Source organism: Streptomyces capitiformicae (assembly GCF_002214185.1).
GTDB lineage: Bacteria > Actinomycetota > Actinomycetes > Streptomycetales > Streptomycetaceae > Streptomyces > Streptomyces capitiformicae.
This window is the reverse complement of the sequence record NZ_CP022161.1, coordinates 7580068-7598253: the sequence shown is the minus strand read 5'-3', so window position 1 is coordinate 7598253 and position 18186 is coordinate 7580068. Positions and strand designations below refer to the sequence as shown.

Annotated in this window: 10 protein-coding genes and 2 pseudogenes; 5 read left to right on the top strand and 7 right to left on the bottom strand. The window is 71.3% G+C overall.

Annotated elements, in window-relative coordinates:
* Positions 1-17: 17 nt before the first annotated feature.
* From CES90_RS33990 to CES90_RS33980, 3 genes and pseudogenes are all read left to right on the top strand, one after another.
* Positions 18-365, top strand: a pseudogene (locus tag CES90_RS33990) (DNA-directed RNA polymerase subunit alpha); the annotation flags it as partial.
* A pseudogene (locus tag CES90_RS33985) lies at positions 358-2655 on the top strand (thioester reductase domain-containing protein); the annotation flags it as partial. The pseudogenes CES90_RS33990 and CES90_RS33985, both read left to right, overlap by 8 nt.
* A 221-nt stretch (positions 2656-2876) precedes the next feature.
* Positions 2877-3551 carry an NAD(P)H oxidoreductase gene (locus tag CES90_RS33980; RefSeq protein ID WP_373313586.1) on the top strand — a complete coding sequence of 225 codons (675 nt, stop codon included), beginning with the start codon at positions 2877-2879 and terminating at the stop codon, positions 3549-3551.
* Between the two features lie 141 nt (positions 3552-3692).
* Here CES90_RS33980 and CES90_RS33975 read toward each other — a convergent pair whose 3' ends face one another.
* The 6 genes from CES90_RS33975 to CES90_RS33950 form a co-directional block, all read right to left on the bottom strand.
* Positions 3693-5333 (bottom strand): MFS transporter, encoded by a 1641-nt coding sequence (locus CES90_RS33975; RefSeq protein WP_189787375.1) that lies wholly within the window; start codon positions 5331-5333, stop codon positions 3693-3695.
* A gap of 141 nt (positions 5334-5474) precedes the next feature.
* Positions 5475-7079, bottom strand: coding sequence for an FAD-binding oxidoreductase (locus CES90_RS33970; protein ID WP_189787374.1), 1605 nt, complete (start codon positions 7077-7079; stop codon positions 5475-5477).
* A 52-nt stretch (positions 7080-7131) separates the two neighbouring features.
* Entirely contained in the window at positions 7132-7332 is a 201-nt protein-coding gene (locus CES90_RS33965) for an acyl-CoA carboxylase subunit epsilon (protein ID WP_189787373.1), read from the bottom strand.
* An 11-nt stretch (positions 7333-7343) separates the two neighbouring features.
* Complete coding sequence (locus tag CES90_RS33960) at positions 7344-8876, bottom strand: acyl-CoA carboxylase subunit beta (protein WP_189787384.1); 1533 nt, start codon at positions 8874-8876, stop codon at positions 7344-7346.
* 41 nt (positions 8877-8917) lie between these two features.
* A complete protein-coding gene (locus CES90_RS33955) occupies positions 8918-10507 on the bottom strand; it encodes an aspartate aminotransferase family protein (RefSeq protein ID WP_189787372.1) in 1590 nt (529 codons plus the stop codon).
* A gap of 140 nt (positions 10508-10647) precedes the next feature.
* Complete coding sequence (locus CES90_RS33950; protein ID WP_189787371.1) at positions 10648-11835, bottom strand: acyl-CoA dehydrogenase family protein; 1188 nt, start codon at positions 11833-11835, stop codon at positions 10648-10650.
* Between the two features lie 295 nt (positions 11836-12130).
* On the opposite strand from CES90_RS33950, the gene CES90_RS50230 reads away from it, so the two are divergent.
* Positions 12131-14314, top strand: a complete 2184-nt coding sequence (locus CES90_RS50230; protein ID WP_229914347.1) for an alpha/beta fold hydrolase — start codon at positions 12131-12133, stop codon at positions 14312-14314.
* Positions 14311-15063: a thioesterase II family protein gene (locus tag CES90_RS33935; protein WP_189787370.1), complete on the top strand. Its 753-nt coding sequence runs from the start codon at positions 14311-14313 to the stop codon at positions 15061-15063. Before CES90_RS50230 ends, CES90_RS33935 begins: the two co-directional genes overlap by 4 nt.
* A gap of 451 nt (positions 15064-15514) precedes the next feature.
* On the opposite strand, the gene CES90_RS33930 is transcribed toward CES90_RS33935, so the two are convergent.
* Positions 15515-17815 carry an AfsR/SARP family transcriptional regulator gene (locus CES90_RS33930; RefSeq protein WP_189787369.1) on the bottom strand — a complete coding sequence of 767 codons (2301 nt, stop codon included), beginning with the start codon at positions 17813-17815 and terminating at the stop codon, positions 15515-15517.
* Positions 17816-18186 lie beyond the last annotated feature (371 nt).

The following is an 18186-nucleotide window of genomic DNA, read 5'->3' as shown; positions in this document are numbered from 1 at the left end:
ACTGGAGGCAACATCCCGTGCTGATTGCTCAGCGTCCCTCGTTGACCGAAGAGGTCGTCGACGAGTTCCGCTCCCGGTTCGTGGTCGAGCCGCTGGAGCCGGGCTTCGGCTACACCCTCGGTAACTCCCTCCGCCGCACCCTCCTGTCGTCGATCCCCGGTGCGGCTGTCACCAGCATCCGGATCGACGGTGTCCTGCACGAGTTCACCACCGTGCCGGGCGTCAAGGAGGACGTCACCGACCTGATCCTCAACATCAAGCAGCTGGTCGTGAGCAGTGAGCAGGACGAGCCGGTCGTGATGTACCTGCGCAAGCAGGGCCCGGGTCTGGTCACCGCCGCCGACATCGCGCCCCCGGCCGGTGTCGAACCCCCACGGCACCGTGCTCATCACCGGAGGCACCGGCAGCCTCGGCGCTCTGTTCGCCCGACACCTCGTGACGGAACACGGGGTGCGTCATCTGCTGCTCACCAGCAGGCGCGGCCGCGACGCGGCCGGTGCGGCGGAACTGGCGGACGAGTTGGCCGAGTTGGGGGCGCACGTGCGGATCGCCGCCTGTGACGCGGCGGACCGCGAGGCGCTGGCCACGCTGCTGGCGGACGTTCCCGGCGAGCATCCGCTCACAGGTGTGGTGCACGCCGCGGGTGTGCTGGACGACGGGCTGGTCTCGGCGCTGACGCCCGAGCGGTTGCACGCGGTGCTACGGCCCAAGGTCGACGCGGCCTGGAACCTGCACGAGCTCACCCGCGACCAGAAGCTGACGGCGTTCGTGCTGTTCTCCTCCATCGCGGCGGTGGTCGGCGGCCCGGGGCAGTCCAACTACGCCGCCGCCAACCAGTTCCTGGACGCCCTCGCCCAGCACCGCCGTGCGCACGCTCTGCCGGCCACGGCGGTGGCCTGGGGCCTGTGGGAGCAGGAGCGCGGCATGAGCGGGCACCTGAGCGAGACCGACCTGCGGCGGATCGCCCGCAGCGGGTTCCGGCCGGTGCCGCAGGAGCACGGTCCGGCGCTGCTGGACGCGGCCCTCGCCACCCGGCGGGCGGCCGTGGTCGCCACCCCGGTGGACGTCGCCGCGCTGCGCGAACAGGCAGGACGGATCGCGCCGGTCCTCGGCACGCTGGCTGGGGCGGCCGCGCGCCGAGTGGCCGTGGCCGACCCGGGGGCCGGGTCACTGGCCGACGTGCTCGCCGGGCTGGGCGAGGCCGAGCAGGAACGGCTGGTGCTCGACGCCGTCCTCGGCCGGATCGCCGAGGTGCTCGGGTACCGGGACGCCTCGGGCATCCAGCCCGACCGCCAGCTGACCGAGCTCGGCTTCGACTCGCTGACCTCGGTGGAGCTGCGCAACCGGCTCGGCGCGCTGACCGGCGGCCGACTGCCGGCGACCGTGGTCTTCGACCACCCGACACCCGCCGCGCTGGCCGCCCGGGTACGCCACGAAGTACTCGGCTCCGCGCCTGGCGCGGAGCCGACCGTGGACTTCGTGGCCGACGCACGGCTCGCCGACGACATCCGGCCCGCAGACCGGGTGGCGTCGCTCGAAGCGGACCCGCAGCACGTGCTGCTGACCGGGGCGACCGGCTTCCTGGGCGCCTTCCTGCTCCGCGATCTGATGCGCACCACCACGGCGATCGTGCACTGTCTGGTGCGCGGTCAGGACCACGAGGCGGCGCTCGCCCGGCTACGGGCCAACATGGAGTGGTACCGGGTGTGGGACGCGGTCGACGAGGACCGGCTCGCGATCGTGGTGGGCGACCTGGCCGAGGAACGGCTCGGCCTGTCCGAGGAGCGGTTCGACGAACTCGCCCGCACGGTCGACGTGGTGTACCACAACGGCGCCCGGGTGCACTGGCTCCAGCCTTACCCGGCGCTGCGTGCCGCGAACGTCGGCGGCACCCACGAGGTGCTGCGCCTCGCGGCCCGGCATCGCACGGTACCTGTGCACTACGTTTCCACGGTGGGGGTCTTCGACGGGCCGCGGGAGAAGGGCGTGCCGCTGAAGGTGACGGATCCGACCGGCCCTGCCGAGGCGCTGCCCAGCGGCTATCTGCAGAGCAAGTGGGTGGCAGAACAGAGCATCGAGGAGGCGCGCGAGCGGGGGCTGCCGGTCTCCGTCTACCGCGTCGACGTGATCTCGGGCGACACGGAGAACGGGGCCTGCCAGACCCGGGACTTCGTCTGGCTCAGCCTCAAGGGGATCCTGCAGGTGGGGGCGGTGCCGACCGGTGTGGGCGGGCGCTTCCACCTGCTGCCCGTGGACTTCGTCAGCGGCGCGATCCTCGGCATCTCCCGCCGGCCGGACACGGTGGGCCGTACGTTCCACCTGTTCAACCCGACCTCACTCGGCCTCGACCAGTGCGTGGACCGACTCCGTGCACTGGGCTACGAGTTGGCCGAGCTGGACTGGGAGGGCTGGAGCGAGCGGGTGCGGGCCGACCGTGACAACGCCCTCCAGCCGCTGCTGCACGCCTTCGAGATGATGACCTCGGACACGGACTCCTTCTATCCGCCGATCGACACGTCTCAGACGGACGCGGCGCTCGCGGGCACGGGAGTCGTCTGCCCGCCGCTGACCGACACGCTGTTCTCCCGCTACGTCGAGTTCTTCGTCCGGGTCGGCCACTTTCCGCCGGCTCCCGCCACGGCGCGGGTGGGCTGACGACGCGGACGAACGGCGACGACGAGGACGTACGACAACGACGGGCGGTGGGTCACTTCCTCGAGGTGCCCCGCCGCCCTGCGTGCCGACTGGGCCCAGGACGCCCCGCCCAGCAGGGTCCGGCAGGAATGACCTTGAAGGGGGCCGGTGTTGTCACAACAAACGGAACGCTTCGTCCGTGTCGGCCGCCGCTCCGCGCGTTCGGCGATCCGTCACCATCCTTGACAGAAAGGCTCTTTGTCTTGTCTCTCACCGATTTAACCGCACTCCGGCCGGAGGATCGCTCGGCGCGGGCTCTGCTCGTCCTGGCGCACCCGCGCAGTGCCTCCCTGACGGCAGTGTCCGGCAGGCGGGCGCAGGAGCACCTGGAGCGGCACGGATACACGGTCGACGTGCTCGATCTGCATGGCGAGGGCTTCGATCCGCGCATGTCCCCGGAGGACGAGCCCGACTGGGACGACCCGCACAAGCGGTACTCCGACGAGGTCCACGCCCACATGGCACGCGTCGACGCCGCCGACACGCTGGTCGTGGTCTTCCCGGTCTGGTGGTTCGACGTGCCTGCGATCCTGAAGGGCTGGGTCGACCGGGTCTGGAACCACGGTCTCGCCTACGGTGTCGACCCCTCGCCGCTCGCGACCAAGCGGATCCTGTGGCTGGGTCTGGCCGGAGGGTCGCGTGCGGCCTACGGCGAGCAGGGTCTGGACGAGATGATCGACCGTCACCTGCGCGTGGGGATCTCCCAGTTCTGCGGCCTCAAGGACATCGCGGTCGAGCTCATCTACGACACGGTCACGGACGGTCCGGTGGCCAAGACCCGCGAGAAAGTCCTCGCCGCCACCGACGTCATCGTGACCGGCTTCCTGGACGGCGCCCCGACCCCGGCCGGGGTCTGACCGGCCACCGAACACCACTGCGGCCGCCGCACCCGGGGTGCGGCGGCCGCAGTGCGACACGGCCTCGGTCGCGGGCCGGCCGGGGAACCGGCCCCGCGCGAGCCGGCCGGGGGAGATCCGGCTGCGCGCGGGGCCGGTGCTTCAGTTGACTGTCTCCGGCTTGTGCAGCGCGGTCGGCTCCTCGATCGGCGAAGCCACGGCGGAGTGCTCCTCCGGAACCGTGTCGCTCTCCTGAGACGCGTCGCTGCCGATGGCCGGAATGTGACGCAGGAGGGTGAGCACGATGACGGTGGCCACCAGGGCGAAGCCCGCGCTGACGAGGGCGGTGCCGTGGAAGCCGGTGGTGAAGGCATCGCGTGCCACGGTGAGCAGTTGGTCGCCGAGGGCGCCGGGCAACTCCTCCGCCGCCGCGGTGGCGCCACCGACGGTGTCACGGGCGGCCTCCGCCGCATCGGCGGGCACACCGGCGGGCACGGTGTCGGCGACCTCGTTCCGGTAGACGGCGACGGCCACGGAGCCCGTGATGGCGATGCCCAGGGCCAGACCGAGGTCGTAGGCGGTCTGGCCGGCGCCGGCCGCCGCACCGGCCTTCTCCGGGGGCGCCGCGCCGACGGCGAGGCTGGTGCCGAGCACGCTGATCGGGGCGACACCGAACATGATGATGGTCAGGCCGATCGCGGACGGCGCCACGCCGGACTCGTCGGCCGGGGCCACGGCCGTCAGCCAGAAGCCGACCAGGGTGATCACGGTGCCGCCCGCGATGACGAAGGCGGGCCGGATCCGGCGGGCGAGCACCGGGGTGAGCTGGGAACCCACGATCAGACCGATCGCGCTGGGCAGTAGCCACAGGCCCGCGGCCAGCGGGCTCAGCTCGCCGACCACGAGCAGGAACGGCGGAACCAGGTACTCGACACCATTGAGGGCCATCATGCCGAGCAGCAGTGTCAGCAGGGCCCCGGTGAACACCCGGTCGCCGAACAGCCTCATGTCGAGGAGAGGTGCCTCAAGGGTGCGCTGACGCCGGACGAACAGCACGGAGAAGACGACACCGACAGCCATGGCCGCCAGGTAGGTCGCGCTCCAGCCCACCTCGGCGAATTTCTTGATGCCGTACACCACCGGCAGGATGCCGAGCAGGAAGAATGCCACGCTGACCAGGTCGAAGCGGCCGGGGTTGGGGTCGCGGTACTCCGGCACGAGGAGCAGGATCGCCGGCAGGGCCAGCACCATGACGGGCACGCCCACCAGGAACACCGAGCCCCACCACCAGTGCTCCAGCAGCACACCACCGATGACCGGCCCGATCGCGATGCCCGCGGACAGCGCGGTGACCCACATGGCGATGGCCGTCGCCCGCTGCTTGGCGTCCGTGAACATGTGGCTGATCAGGGAGAGGGTGGAGGGCAGTACGGCGGCACCGGCCACGCCCAGCAGCGCGCGGGCGACGATCAGCATCTCTGGCCCGGTCGAGTAGGCGGCGAGCAGCGAAGCCGCGATCACGCCCAGCGAGCCGAGCACGAGCAGCTTGCGCCGTCCCAGACGGTCGCCCAGGGTGCCCATGACGATCAGGAAGCCGCAGGTCATAAAGCCGTAGATGTCGGTGGTCCAGAGCAGCTGGGAACTCGACGGCTGCAGGTCGGCGGTCATGGACGGGGTGGCCAGCCAGAGCACTCCGAGGTCCACGGTCATCAGTGCGACGGGGAACAGCAGCACCCAGAGGCCGAACCACTGCCGCGCCCCGGCGCGCGGTGCCTGCTCCGGAGCAGCAGGACTTGTAGACATAAAAATCCTTCCTTCTATGTTTTGAGCGGAGGAACGGAGGCGCCCGGCGGACGGCCACCCACCGCTCAACACCCGTACCCGGCACGGATCTTCCCGTCTGCGACCGCGACTTTCGGCCAAAGACGGGACGCCGCCGGACGGTCACGCCCTGCGGACCGCCAGCGCGTGCCGGAAGAGGTCACGCGGGTCCCAGCGCTCCTTGACCCGCTGCAGCCTGGGGTAGTTGCCCTTGAAGTACAGCTGGTGCCACGGGATGCCGGAGGTGTTCAGGGCCGGGTCGGCCAGGTCGGCGTCGGCGTAGTTGATGTAGCAGCCGTCGTTGGTCCCGTCCGTGCGCGGCACACCGCCCGTGGAGGCGTAGACGTCCTGGTAGCACTCGCGGACCCATTTCTCGTGCCGGGCGTCGTCGGTGGTGTCGGTCCAGAGGCTGACGTAGAGGATCTTGAGGTGGGAGTCGCGCTGGGCAGCGGCCGTGGCGTCGGACGCGACGGCGTTGATGCGTCCGCCGTAGCTGATCAGGTTGACCACCGCGGTGGGGTTCTCGTAGTCGGTCCGGGTCAACTGCCGGTACATCGCCTTGAGTTGTTCCTGGGGCATGGGCTTGCGGACGTACGCGGACTTGGCCTTCCAGCGGGGCATGGCGGCCTCGACGAAGCCGAACCACTGGGTCACCGCGTACATCCAGGGGGACCTGGTGCGGTCGCCCACCCGGTACGTGGCTCCGGTGCCCTCGGCGACCGCCGCCAGGAACTCGTCGAGGATGTCCTCGGCGTCGGGGGCGGACGCGTCGACCTGGGTGCACATGTGGAAGGAACCGGCGATCCGGTGCTGCACCTTGAGCTGGCTGTAGAGGTGGCGGCCGGGCGAGTCGGGGGCGGAGTTACGGGCGTGCCAGGCGTCGTAGTTGGCGATCAGCCGGGTGAAGGCCCTCTCGTCCAGGTCGTCCCAGGACCAGACGACGTCGGAGAGCAGCACCCCGGAGGGCGCCTTGGGCAGCAGCTGCGCCGGGTCGGTTCCCCGCGCGTCCGGAGAGCGCAGCCAGTACCGGGTGACGACGCCGAAGTTGCCTCCGCCCGCACCCGTGTGAGCCCACCACAGCTCGCGGTTGGGGTCGTCGGGTTCCCGCGTGGCGACGACGGCGCGGGCCCGGCCGTCCGTGCCGACTGTGACGACCTCCACGGCGTACAGGTGGTCCACGGTCAGGCCGCGCGACCGCGACAGCGCGCCGTAGCCGCCGCCCGCGATGTGCCCGCCGACGCCGACCGTCGGACAGGTGCCGCCGGGCAGGACGATCCCCCAGCGCTTGTACAGCGTGCGGTAGACCGTGCCGAGCATGGCGCCCGGCTCGATCGCTATAGCGCGTCTGTTCTCGTCGTACTCGATGCGGCTCATCCCCGACATGTCGATGACCACGCGGACGGCCGGGTCGCTCACGAACGGCTCATTGCAGTGGCCGCCGCTGCGCACCGCGATCCTCAGCCCCTTGTCGACGGCCTCCTGTACGGCGCGCACCGTCTGGTTGGTGCTGTTGACCAGGCGTATGTAGTCCGGGCTGCCGACCCAGCGCTGGTTGGCGCCGGAGACGAACCCCGTGTACCGCGGATCGGTACGGAGGATCCGGAGCGCTTCGTCCGTCGCGGACTGTGCGGCGGCGCGGGCGGGGGACGCTCCGGCGACGGGCAGCGCGAGGGTGCCCCCGGCCGCTGCAGCGCCGCCGATGAGCGACCGGCGCGGGATTGGGGACATGTCAGATACCTCCAGGGCGTCAAGTGGGTGAAGGTGGTGCCGAGACGGGGCGTCAGCCCTGCCAGGAGTGTGGGGGCCGGTAGCCCCGAGCGCGCTCCAGGCGGCGCCAGCCTGCCTTGGTGCGCCCGGGTCGGCCGGGGATGGGTCGGCCGGGGACGGGTTCGGCGGCAGTCCGGGCCAGCAGAACCGCGGTGAGCGCGGCGACCTCCTCGGGCTCGGCACGGCCGCGTTCGACACGTACGACGAGATGCATGGAGGCCTCCGTCACTGTGGCGGGTTGCCGTGCTTGCGGGAGGGCAGGTCGGCGTGCTTGGTCTGCAGCATCGCCAGCGACTTGATGAGGACCTCGCGGGTCTCCGCCGGGTCGATCACGTCGTCCACCAGACCGCGCTCGGCCGCGTAGTACGGGTGCATCAGCTCGGCCCTGTACTCCTTGACCATCTTCTGCCGCATGGCCTCGGGGTCCTCGGCCTCGGCGATCTGACGCCGGAAGATGACGTTGGCCGCGCCCTCGGCGCCCATCACCGCGATCTCGTTCGTCGGCCACGCGTAGGTCAGGTCCGCCCCGATGGACTGGCTGTCCATCACGATGTACGCACCCCCGTACGCCTTGCGCAGGATCAGCGAGATCCTGGGCACGGTCGCGTTGCAGTAGGCGTACAGCAGCTTCGCGCCGTGCCGGATGATCCCACCGTGCTCCTGATCCACGCCCGGAAGGAACCCGGGCACGTCCAGAAGGGTGACGATCGGGATGTTGAAGGCGTCGCACATCTGCACGAAGCGCGCGGCCTTTTCGCTGGCCTCGATGTCCAGCACACCCGCGAGTACCTGCGGCTGGTTGGCGATGATGCCGACCACCTGGCCGTCCAGCCGGGCCAGCGCGCAGATGATGTTCCGCGCCCAGCGCTCGTGGACCTCCAGGTACTCGCCGTCGTCGACGATCTCCTCGATGACCTCGGCCATGTCGTACGGCCGGTTGCCGTCCGCCGGGACCAGGTCCAGCAGGACGTCCGAGCGGCGGTCGACCGCGTCGGTGCACTCCACCCGCGGCGGGTTCTCCCGGTTGTTCTGCGGCAGCAGAGAGAGGAGATAGCGCACCTCGGCGAGGCACGTCTCCTCGTCGTCGTAGGCGAAGTGACACACCCCGGAGGTCTCGGCGTGCACGTCCGCGCCGCCGAGCCCGTTCTGCGTGATCTCCTCACCGGTGACGGCCTTGACCACATCCGGACCGGTGATGAACATCTGGGACGTCTCACGCACCATGAACACGAAGTCCGTCAACGCCGGACTGTAGGCGGCGCCGCCCGCGCAGGGGCCCAGCATCACGCTGATCTGCGGGATCACTCCGGACGCCTTGGTGTTGCGCTGGAAAATGCCGCCGTAGCCGGCCAGCGCGACGACGCCCTCCTGGATGCGCGCACCCGCACCGTCGTTCAGGGAGACCAGCGGGGCCCCGGCCGCAATGGCCATGTCCATGATCTTGTGGATCTTCTTGGCGTGCGCCTCGCCCAGCGCGCCGCCGAAGATGCGGAAGTCGTGGGCGTAGACGAAGACCGTGCGGCCCTCCACCGTGCCCCACCCGGTGATCACACCGTCGGTGTACGGCTTCTTGACCTCCAGGCCGAACCCGGTCGCCCGGTGCCGCCGCAACTGCTCGACCTCCCGGAAGGAGCCGGGGTCGAGGAGCAGCTCGATGCGTTCCCGCGCGGTCAGCTTGCCCTTGGCGTGCTGCGCCTGCGTCGCCTTCTCACCAGGACCCGCCACCGCCCGCGCACGGATCTCGTGCAGCTCCGCCACCCGGCCCGCCATGGGATCCGCGGACGCCGACGCCGTCGTCGTCATGTCGCCTGGTTTCCTTCCTGGTCAGGGGTGTGGTCCACGAGTGCCGCGGCGTCCTGGGCCCGCAGGCCGGCGCAGACGTCGCGCAACCCGGCTTCGAGCTGGGCGACTTCGGCGTCGCCGATGTGGATCGAGGGTTCGAAGCGCAGGGTGTTGGGTGCGCTGGCTGTCGGGAAGGTCCGCACCCGGTGACGCTCGAGCAGGGTGCCCGCGACGGCGTAGCCGAACGTGCCGCCCTCGGCGTGCCGCCGCACCGCGGGGATCGCGGAGGCGGACTGGTCGTGGAACTCCAGCCCCAGCATCAGACCGCGGCCGCGTACGTCCGCCACCACGTCGGGGAAGTCCCGTTGCACCGACCTGAGCATGTCGAGGATGTACGCCCCGCGTTCGGCGGCGCGGGCGTACGCGACGCCGCCGTCGGCCTCCAGGAGTTCGAGCACCTTGAGCGCGATCGTGGTGGAGAAGATGTCCTTGGCAAAGGTCGAGCTGTGCACCAGCTCGAACTCGGGGCGGTAGCGCGAGGAACGGGCCAGCATCACGGCGGTCTTGGCGAGGCCGCCGCCGAGACTCTTGGACAGCGCGTAGTAGTCACCGCGCAGACCGACCGCCGAACTGGCCAGGAACGTTCCGGTGCGGCCCATACCGCTTTGCACCTCGTCGACGACGACCGGGCAGTCGACCCGGGCGCAGGCCGCCTGGATCTGCTCCGCACTGCGGGCGTCGAGGGCACGGATGCCGCCTTCGCCCTGCACCGGCTCCAGAACGAAGGCACAGAACAGCGGCAGGGGCCGGCACACGACCGTGATCTCGGATCCCGTCACGGCCAGGTCGAGAAGATCGACGCGCTCCTCGTCGAAGATCTTCGGCAGGGCGGAGATGTCGACGGGGGCGACGAACCGGACGGAAGTGCCCAGTGCCGCGAAGGGGTTGCGGTAGGCCGCGTTGTGGGTCAGCTGGACGCTGCCCATCAACTTGCCGTGGAAGCCGCCCTCCAGCGCGAACAGCAGCGGCGGTGTGGTCGCGCGTGCCTCGTTCACCTCGCTGATCCGCGCGGCCAGCGACGCGAAGTCCGTGGTGTCGAGGCCGGCCGCGATGGCCGCCTCCCCGCTCACCGACACCTCGCCCGCGGCAACGGCGGCGCGGGCGGCGTCGATGTTGGCGGCGATCTCCTGCCGCAGTTCGGCGACCTTCATGACCCGATCTAGTTCGGCGTGCTTGACCGCCACCTCCACGGCTTCCGCACCGCTGTTGGCGAAGATCACCGAGTACATCTCGTCCGATTCGGTCTCCCGGCGGACTATGGCGTTGAGTTCGGCCGCGAGCCGCTTGGCATACGGGTGGCGGGAGAACTGGGCGTGCACGGGGGCCTGGTGGTCGAGCATCTCCCGTGCGCAGGCGAGGATGTCGGGATGGTTGTGGCCGAGCATGAGGGAGCCGTAGCCGCCCGCGAAGTCGACCACGGGAATCTCGCGCCCCTCGTCGTCGAGCCGGTAGAGGTGGTCGCCCTCTGCGCGGACGTAGTGGGCGTCCAGGCCGACGGTTGCCAGCCAGGAGAGCAGATGGGGCTCCGCGAGGTCGATGTCGTCCATGGTCCGGTCAGGTCCTCCGTCGAGTGGGCTGGGGGGAGTCGTGGGCGCCGGCGGCCGCGGGGGTGACGGCAGGGGCCAGCGGTGGGTGCGGGGGCGACCCGCGGTGGCAGGACTGACGGGGTACTGCGTGATCGCGGCCGTCAGTGGTACTGGGTGATCGTCGGCCCGACGTCGAGCAGGGCCCGGCCGTAGTCCTCGAGGATCATCGGCAGGCCGAGCATGGCGTGCCGGCTGCCGACTTCGAGGTCGCGCCAGTACACCTGCAGTGCGTTGGCGTGTGCGAAGCCGCTCGTGCCCGCGATGTCGAGGAGCTTCTGCATGCCCTCCCGGGCGCGAGCCAGCGCCGACGCCGAGTGCATCCGGGCCCGGGCGCGCGCGACGCGCGACAGCTCCGTGTGCGGCGGCAGGGCGTCGAACTCATCGGCCACGTGCAGCATGTGCAGGGAGGCGGTGTCGATGAGGTGGGTCGCCTCCGTGAAGGCCTGCTGAACGGCCGGGGAGTCCGCGGCGCGCCGGTAGGTGGAGTAGGCGATCGGCTTGTCCCGGGCGAGGGTCTCGCGCACGAGGTCGAGCGCGCCGCGGGCGCCGCCCACGAGGGACGACAGGGAGTGCAGATTGCCCTTGACCAGCTCGGTCGGGGACAGCAGCTCCTCGAGGCGGTCGAGGTTGTCCTTCTCGACGACGAGCGTGCGCCGCTCGGGTACGAACACGTCGGTCACCGTCATGGCGTTGGTGCCGGTACCGCTCATGCCGGCCACGTTCCAGGTGCGCTCGACCTTCGCCTCGCCCAGCGCGACCAGGACGTTGACCGCTCCCTTCACCTGGCCGCCCTCGTACAGCGGGATCCCGATGAGCAGCGCCCAGTCCGAGATCTCACAGCCGGAGGCATACGGGGCACGGGCGGAGACCCTCAGACCGCCGGGCACCCGCTCGGCGCGCGCGTCGGGGGCGCAGCCGGCCGAGAGGAAGATCGCGTCGGGGTTGTCACCGAAGATCTCCTGCGTCGCCTCGTCCGGCAGAATCAGCGTGAACTCGGTGGAGGCGGCGTGGTTGGCCACGATCCATCCGGTCGACGCGCAGCCCCGGCCCACCTCGGAGATGATCTGCACCTGGGTGCGCATGCTCGGGTGGAGACCGCCGTGGTCCGGCGGGGTGGTGAGCCGGAACAGGCCCGCGTCCCGCAGCGCGGCCAGGTTCTCGGGAGCGGGATTCCCCAGTTTTTCCGTCGCCGTGATGTTCGACCGCAGCAGCGGTACGAGGGCGCTCGCACGGGCAATCAGTTCCTGCGTGGTGGGTGCCTGTTCCCCGGCCGGGGGAATCGGTGTCATGGGAGCTCCTCCTGTCGCCCGCGAGAGCGCGGTGTGCGGAATCACGTGTCGCTTGGACGCAGCCGCGACCGAAATGCACAGGCAATCTATTCACCGGCCCACAGGAGCCGGTCATCGAAGGTTCTCGGCTCGGTCATGCGGGTCCAATGGCGGCCGAAGGTCCCTGGATTATCCGGCAGTTGACGTCAATTGACCTGCCCCGACTAGCGTGCCCGTCGTCCCCCCACCGGCCGCGCGGTCCCCCTTGCCGGTGCGTTTCCATGGTCAGCGTGCAGACCAGACGGAGGAGCAAGTCGTGGTGAATTCAGGTCGGAATCGAGCGGTCGTGCTCGGCGCGGGTATGGCGGGTCTGTTCGCCGCGCGCGTTCTCGCCGGTTCGTTCGGCGAAGTCGTGGTGGTCGACCGTGATGTGCTCACGGCCGGAAACGCGCCGCGCCGCCGGGTGCCGCAGGGAAAGCACGTCCACGGTCTACTCGCCCGTGGTCAGCAGGTCATCGAGGAATTGTTCCCGGGAATCACGCAGGAGTTCATCGAGGGCGGTGCCGCACACGGTGATGTCACCGGGAATGTGCGGTGGGTGCTCGACGGCCGGCCGATGCGGCAGCCGTACTCCGGGCTTCAGGTGGTCTCGGCGAGCCGGCCGTTGCTGGAGGACCGGGTACGTGCCCGGGTCGCGGCCCTGACCAACGTCCGCTTCCTGGAGCGGCACGACGTCGTGGAGCCGACCGTGGCCGACAACGGCCGCCGGGTGACGGGCGTGGTGCTGGCCGACGACAACGGCGCGCGCCACACCCTGGACAGCGATCTGGTGGTCGACGCCACGGGCCGCGGCTCGCGCACTCCGGTCTGGCTCACCGAGTGGGGCTACGCGGCCGTCGAGGAGGAGACGGCCAGGGTCGGTCTCGGCTACACCACGCGCCACTACGACATCCCCGACGACGCGATGGGCGACGACCTGTCCCTCCACGTCGTCGCCTCCCCGGCCGCACCGCGTGGTGCGGTCTGCGCCCGGGTCGAGAAGGGCCGTACCGTGGTGACCGCCTACGGCGTCGATGGCGACCACCCGCCCACCGACGAGGAGGGTTTCCTGGCATTCCTCGCCTCGCTGGCGGCGCCCGACGTCCACCAGGCCGTACTCTGCGGCCGTCCGCTCGACGACCTGGTCCCGTACCGCTTTCCCGCGAACCTGCGGCGCCGCTACGAACGCCTGAGGTCCTTCCCCGAGGGCCTGCTGGTCGTCGGGGACGCCGTGTGCAGCTTCAACCCCACCTACGCGCAGGGCATGACCGTGGCAGCGGTCGGGGCGACCGTGCTCCGCGAGCACCTGGCGCGTCCCGACGGACCGCGGGCCGCGGAGTTCTTCGCCGACCTTGCGCGCGAGGCCGTCGACGTACCCTGGAGCATCGCGGTCAGCAACGACCAGGCGCGGCTCGGTCTCGCCGATCCGGGCTCGCCCGACCAGCGTCAGGCGAGCCGCATCACGGCGGCCGCCGCGCTGAGCGACGACGTCGCGGTCGTCTACGCCCGGGTGGTCAGCCTGCTCGACCCGCCGGAGGCGCTCGGCTCACCGGAGTTCGCGGCCCTGCTGGACGCGGCAGACGGCGTGGCCGGCCCGGTCGCAGACACCCGGAAGGTCCTCCAGGTCACCACCGGGGGCCTGACCTTCGACGTGGAGACCGCCGGCCCGGCGGACGGGGACGTGGCCATCCTGCTGCACGGCTGGCCACACTGCTTCGCATCGTGGACGGACGTGGTGCCCGTCCTGAACCGAGCCGGGCTACGTACCATCGCCCCCAACCAGCGCGGCTACTCCCCGAAGGCCCGCCCGGAGCGGGTCGAGGACTACCGACTGCCGCTGCTCGCCCAGGACGTGCTCGGCATCATGGACGAGCTCGGCGTGGCCCGCGCCCATGTGGTCGGGCACGACTGGGGCGCCATCGTGGCCTGGTACCTCGCCGCGCAGCATCCGGACCGGGTCCGCACCCTGACCGCCGTCGCCTTCCCGCATCTGGACGCCTACCAACAGGCCTACCGTGTCGACCCCGAGCAGCAGCAGGCCTCGAAATACATCGACCTGCTCACCGCGGAGGGCTCCACGGAGTACTGGCTGGCCGACGACGCCGCACGGCTGCGCGAACTCCTCGCCGGCGCGGACAACGCCCTCGCCCCCGAGCAGCAGGCCCGTTACATCGACTTCCACACCCGGCCGGGGACGTTCCACGCGTCGCTGAACTGGTACCGAGCGGGCACGATCCTCGACGGACGCAGCGCGCTCGGGAAGGTGCCGGTGCCGACCACGTTCATCTGGAGCGAGGAGGACGAGTCGGTGAGCACCATGGCGGCCGAGTCGACCGGTGCGTTCGTGTCCGGGCCGTACCGTCTGGTCACCCTGAAGGGCGTGTCGCACTGGCAGCCGCAGGAGGTGCCCGGCCTGGTCGCCGAGGAGATCCTCCGGGTCGTCGCGAAGGAAACGCGGTGAACAGGACGTGGTTCCGGCGGTTCGGACCGGCCCTGGAGGGCGGGATCAGGCTGGTGTGCTTCCCGCACGCGGGGGCCTCGGCGACCGCGTATCTGGGGCTGTCGCGGTCGCTCGCCGACAGCCGCGGCCTCGACGTGCTGGCCGTGCAGTACCCGGGGCGCCAGGACCGGCGTCAGGAGCAGCCGCTGCGGACCATCGACGAACTCGCCCGGAGCATCGCGGACGAGTTCGCCCCGTTCACCGACCGCCCGTACTCCTTCTTCGGCCACAGCATGGGAGCGGTCGTCGCGTACGAGACGACGCGCCGACTGCTCGAGCGGCGCCTGCCCGGCCCGGAGCGGCTGTTCCTGTCCGGCCGCGGGGCGCCCGGTCCACGACCGAGCGCGCACGACAGGCTCGACAGCGACGCCGAGATCCTCGCCGCGGTGCGCCGGCTCGGCGGCACCGGATCCGCCCTGCTCGACGACCCGGAGCTGCTCGACATGGTGCTGCCCGCGCTGCGCGCCGACTACGGCGCCCTCGCGCGGTACACGACAGACGCGGCGGAACCGCTGCCGGTCCCGCTGACCGCCCTCGTCGGGGACGCCGATCCCGTGGTCCCGGTCGACACGGCGACCGCGTGGCGCGCCCGCACGAGCCGCGACTTCGCCCTGAACGTGTTCACCGGAGGCCACTTCTACCTCGACGCGCACCCGGCCGAGGTCGCCGCGGTCATCGCGTCGAGCCTGCTGACCGGCTCGACGCCATGACCTTCGTCCCCTGCGCGGGGCCACCCCTCCCGGACCTGCCGTGGCCCATGCCCCGGCGGGTCCGGGCCTACGGCGCATACAGCCGCCGTCCCGGCCGACAGGACTGGGCGGGCCGGGAGGGCACCGCCGACAGGGCGGCACTCCCCGATCAGTCCGGGACCGCGGGGCCGGGCACGCACTTGTGCCGCGTCGGCGTGACCCTGCCCCGAGCTCCCACCGAGCAGGGGGACTCCATCGCGCCCCGCGTCGCCCGCCGCGGATGGAGCCTCCGCTCGAGCGAAGCCGAGAGCGGGGGAAGCTGACGTCACAACCTGACCCACCGTGCAACTGCACGCACCGGCCCCCGCTCCCCCGCGCTTCCGGGCGCCGTCGAGCGGAATGGACCTGATCGGGGAAGACAGGACCCAGGGCCTGTGTCGGACGTGGGCAGGCGCCACTTTCCGACACAGGCCTAGCGCGGTACAGAGCCCTCGGGTGCCCCGTTCAGTGCCCAGACGCCGCCCAGGTTCCGCCGGGGCGGACGCGAGGTGTCCAGGCGCATCAGCCTGCGCAGGATCTTCCGCCTCCCGTCCTGCCCCTCCGGTTCGCCGAGCCGGTCGCCGATCCGGCGGGTGGGAATCGACAGCAGGCCCTGGCGCATCTTGGCGAGCACGATGTCGGACAGCCGGTCCACCACGGCGTCGGACAGCGGCGCGAGGGTGAGGGTCGCGCCCTGGGCCTGGCCGCTGCCCCAGGCCGGCCGGCGGTCGATCAGTTGCGGCCGGGCCGCGAGCACCACCATCAGCGACGGCGGTTCGGTCAAACCCACGAGACTCTCCAGGAAGTCCAGGCTCGCCTCGTCCAGTTCGTGACCGTCGTCGACGAAGATCATCAGTGGCCGCTGGGCGGCGACCGCCCGCAGCAGGGCCCGGCCCGCGGCGCGCAGCGCCGCCGTCCGGTGCGCCGGGGGCCCGCCCGGTCCCGCGCCGGTCAGCTCGGTCACGCACACCTCGATTTCGGCGGCCTCGTCGGGGTCCAGGGCACAGGCGTACACCACCTGGCGCAGGAGTTCGGCCGCCTCGGCGCCGTCGGTGTCGCGTGGCGCGTCACACAGGGCCAGCAGCAGATCCCGGAGCAGCCCCAGGGGACGGTCTGCGACCTCGGGGCCGCTCACCAGGAACTGGACGTCGTCCCACCGCGCCATGGCCCGCCGCTCGAATTCGAGGACCAGCCGCGTCTTGCCCACGCCCACCTCACCGAGAACGGTGACCAGCTGCGGCACCGCCCTGTGCCGGGAGCGGCCGAACAGCCGGGCCAAGACGTCGAGTTCACTCTCCCGGTCGACGATCGGGAGGGAGGGATGGGTCAGCGAGCGCCAGTGGGCGGAGCGCACGCGCCAGCCTGCCGCCGCGCTGCCGGAGTCGCTGTAGGCGATGATCTCGCTCGTGCGTGCCCGTGTCGTCGCGCAGACCCGCACCGTGCCGGTCACCGTGCGGGCCAGCAGCGCCCGGCAGGTGTCGGCAACCGGTCCGCCGACCATCGCCGGCGCCCCGGGGTCCTTGCCGAAGCGGTAGAGGTGCGCTTCGCCGGTTGCCACCGTGGCCCGGATTCCGATGGCCTGCCGACCGGTGTCACCACGCTCGCAGGGCAGGCAGGTGAGCATGGCGAGGGCTGCGGAGACGGCCCGCTCGGGCGCCTGCTCGCCGGTGAACACCGCCAGTAGCGCCGGTCCGGCGGGCGCGACGACGGTTCCCTCGAGGCAGTCGACGGTGTCCCGCAGCGCCTCCGCGACCTGGGCCAGGCTGTTCTCCACGGCGTCGTCCTCGACGAAGACTCCCCCGGCCGTGTGGGCGTCGACCGCCGGATGCACCATGACGACGCTGCACGGCTGGGCGTATCCGGACGACGGCACCTGGGGCTGGGACGGCATCGCCTCGAGCCCCGCGGCCCGCTCGTCGGCCCCACTCCCGGAGACGGGCGCGGGGTCCGGCCGATCGCCGCCGGGTTCGCTGCGGACTGTCACGGCGAGCGGCGCCGCTGTCGCGGAGGCGGTGTCCACCGGACGGGCCGCGATCCGCGGGACGCCGGTCCGGGCGGCTTCCGGGACGAGCAGGCACTCGTCGTGCCGCAGGATGGCCTGTTGCAGTTCCTGCAGCCGCTGGCCCGGTTCCAGGCCGAGCTCGTCGACCAGCCGTTCGCGGATCCGGATGTAGAGGCCGAGGGCCTCCGTGTGACGTCCGCACCGGTAGAGCGCGAGCATGAGCTGTCCGCACAGTCGCTCGCGCAGCGTGTCCCCCTCCACGGCGACCTCGATCTCGCGCAGGACCGAGTGGTGCCGTCCCCGGGCGAGTTCGGCTTCGAAGTAGTCTTCCAGGGCGTCCATCCGCGTGCTCGCGATCCCCGCCAGCTCGGGCCAGGTGAAGCCCTCCTCGACGAGGTCGGCCAGGACGTCGCCGCGCCACAGGCCGAGGGCCTGCCGCAGGGTCGCCGCGGCCGCTTCGGGCGAGCCCGCGGCCAACTGCCCCTGTCCCTCCCCCGCGAGCCGGCGGAACTCGAAGAGGTCTACGTTCTCGGCGGCCACCTGCAGCACGTACCCGGGGGGACGCGTGATCAGGGACGCCTCGCCGTCGGTTCCCTCGCTCGACGACAGCACGCCTCTCAGCCCCCAGACGGCGTTGTGCAGGATCTTCCGCGCTGAGTTGGGTGGCTCGCCCAGCGGCCACAGGACGTCCATCAGCGCGCTGACGGACACCACGCGGTTGGCGTTGAGCAAGAGATGACCAAGGACCGCACGCTGTTTGGATCCCTGGATAGGCACCGTCTCACCGTTGTCGGATAGTTCCAGTGGCCCAAGGACACGGAACCGCATGTGCACTCCTCTCCCCTCATAGGGGCGGCGCGCAGCGCCCAGGCCGCTGCTCAGCGGCCGCGCGACGGGCGCAGCAGGGCCTGTGGGCCGCATCCCGCGCCGTCGCTCTGCCCCCGTTGGCTGTCCGGCTTCCTCCGGTATGGAATGTCCGTCTCCGTCCTCTCCCCTGGACGTCCCGCCCGCCCACCGCCGGTATCGGCGGCGACGACCCGCTGTCCGGGCCGACGGCCAGGCCGGGACGCTGGATCACATACAGCGTCCGGGCCCTGAAATCC

Excerpts from the sequence above, each read along its gene's own strand:
- CES90_RS33975 (WP_189787375.1), bottom strand. The coding sequence starts at position 5,333 with ATGTCTACAAGTCCTGCTGCTCCGGAGCAGGCACCGCGCGCCGGGGCG.
- CES90_RS33970 (WP_189787374.1), bottom strand. The coding sequence starts at position 7,079 with ATGTCCCCAATCCCGCGCCGGTCGCTCATCGGCGGCGCTGCAGCGGCC.
- CES90_RS33965 (WP_189787373.1), bottom strand. The coding sequence starts at position 7,332 with ATGCATCTCGTCGTACGTGTCGAACGCGGCCGTGCCGAGCCCGAGGAG.
- CES90_RS33955 (WP_189787372.1), bottom strand. The coding sequence starts at position 10,507 with ATGGACGACATCGACCTCGCGGAGCCCCATCTGCTCTCCTGGCTGGCA.
- CES90_RS33950 (WP_189787371.1), bottom strand. The coding sequence starts at position 11,835 with ATGACACCGATTCCCCCGGCCGGGGAACAGGCACCCACCACGCAGGAA.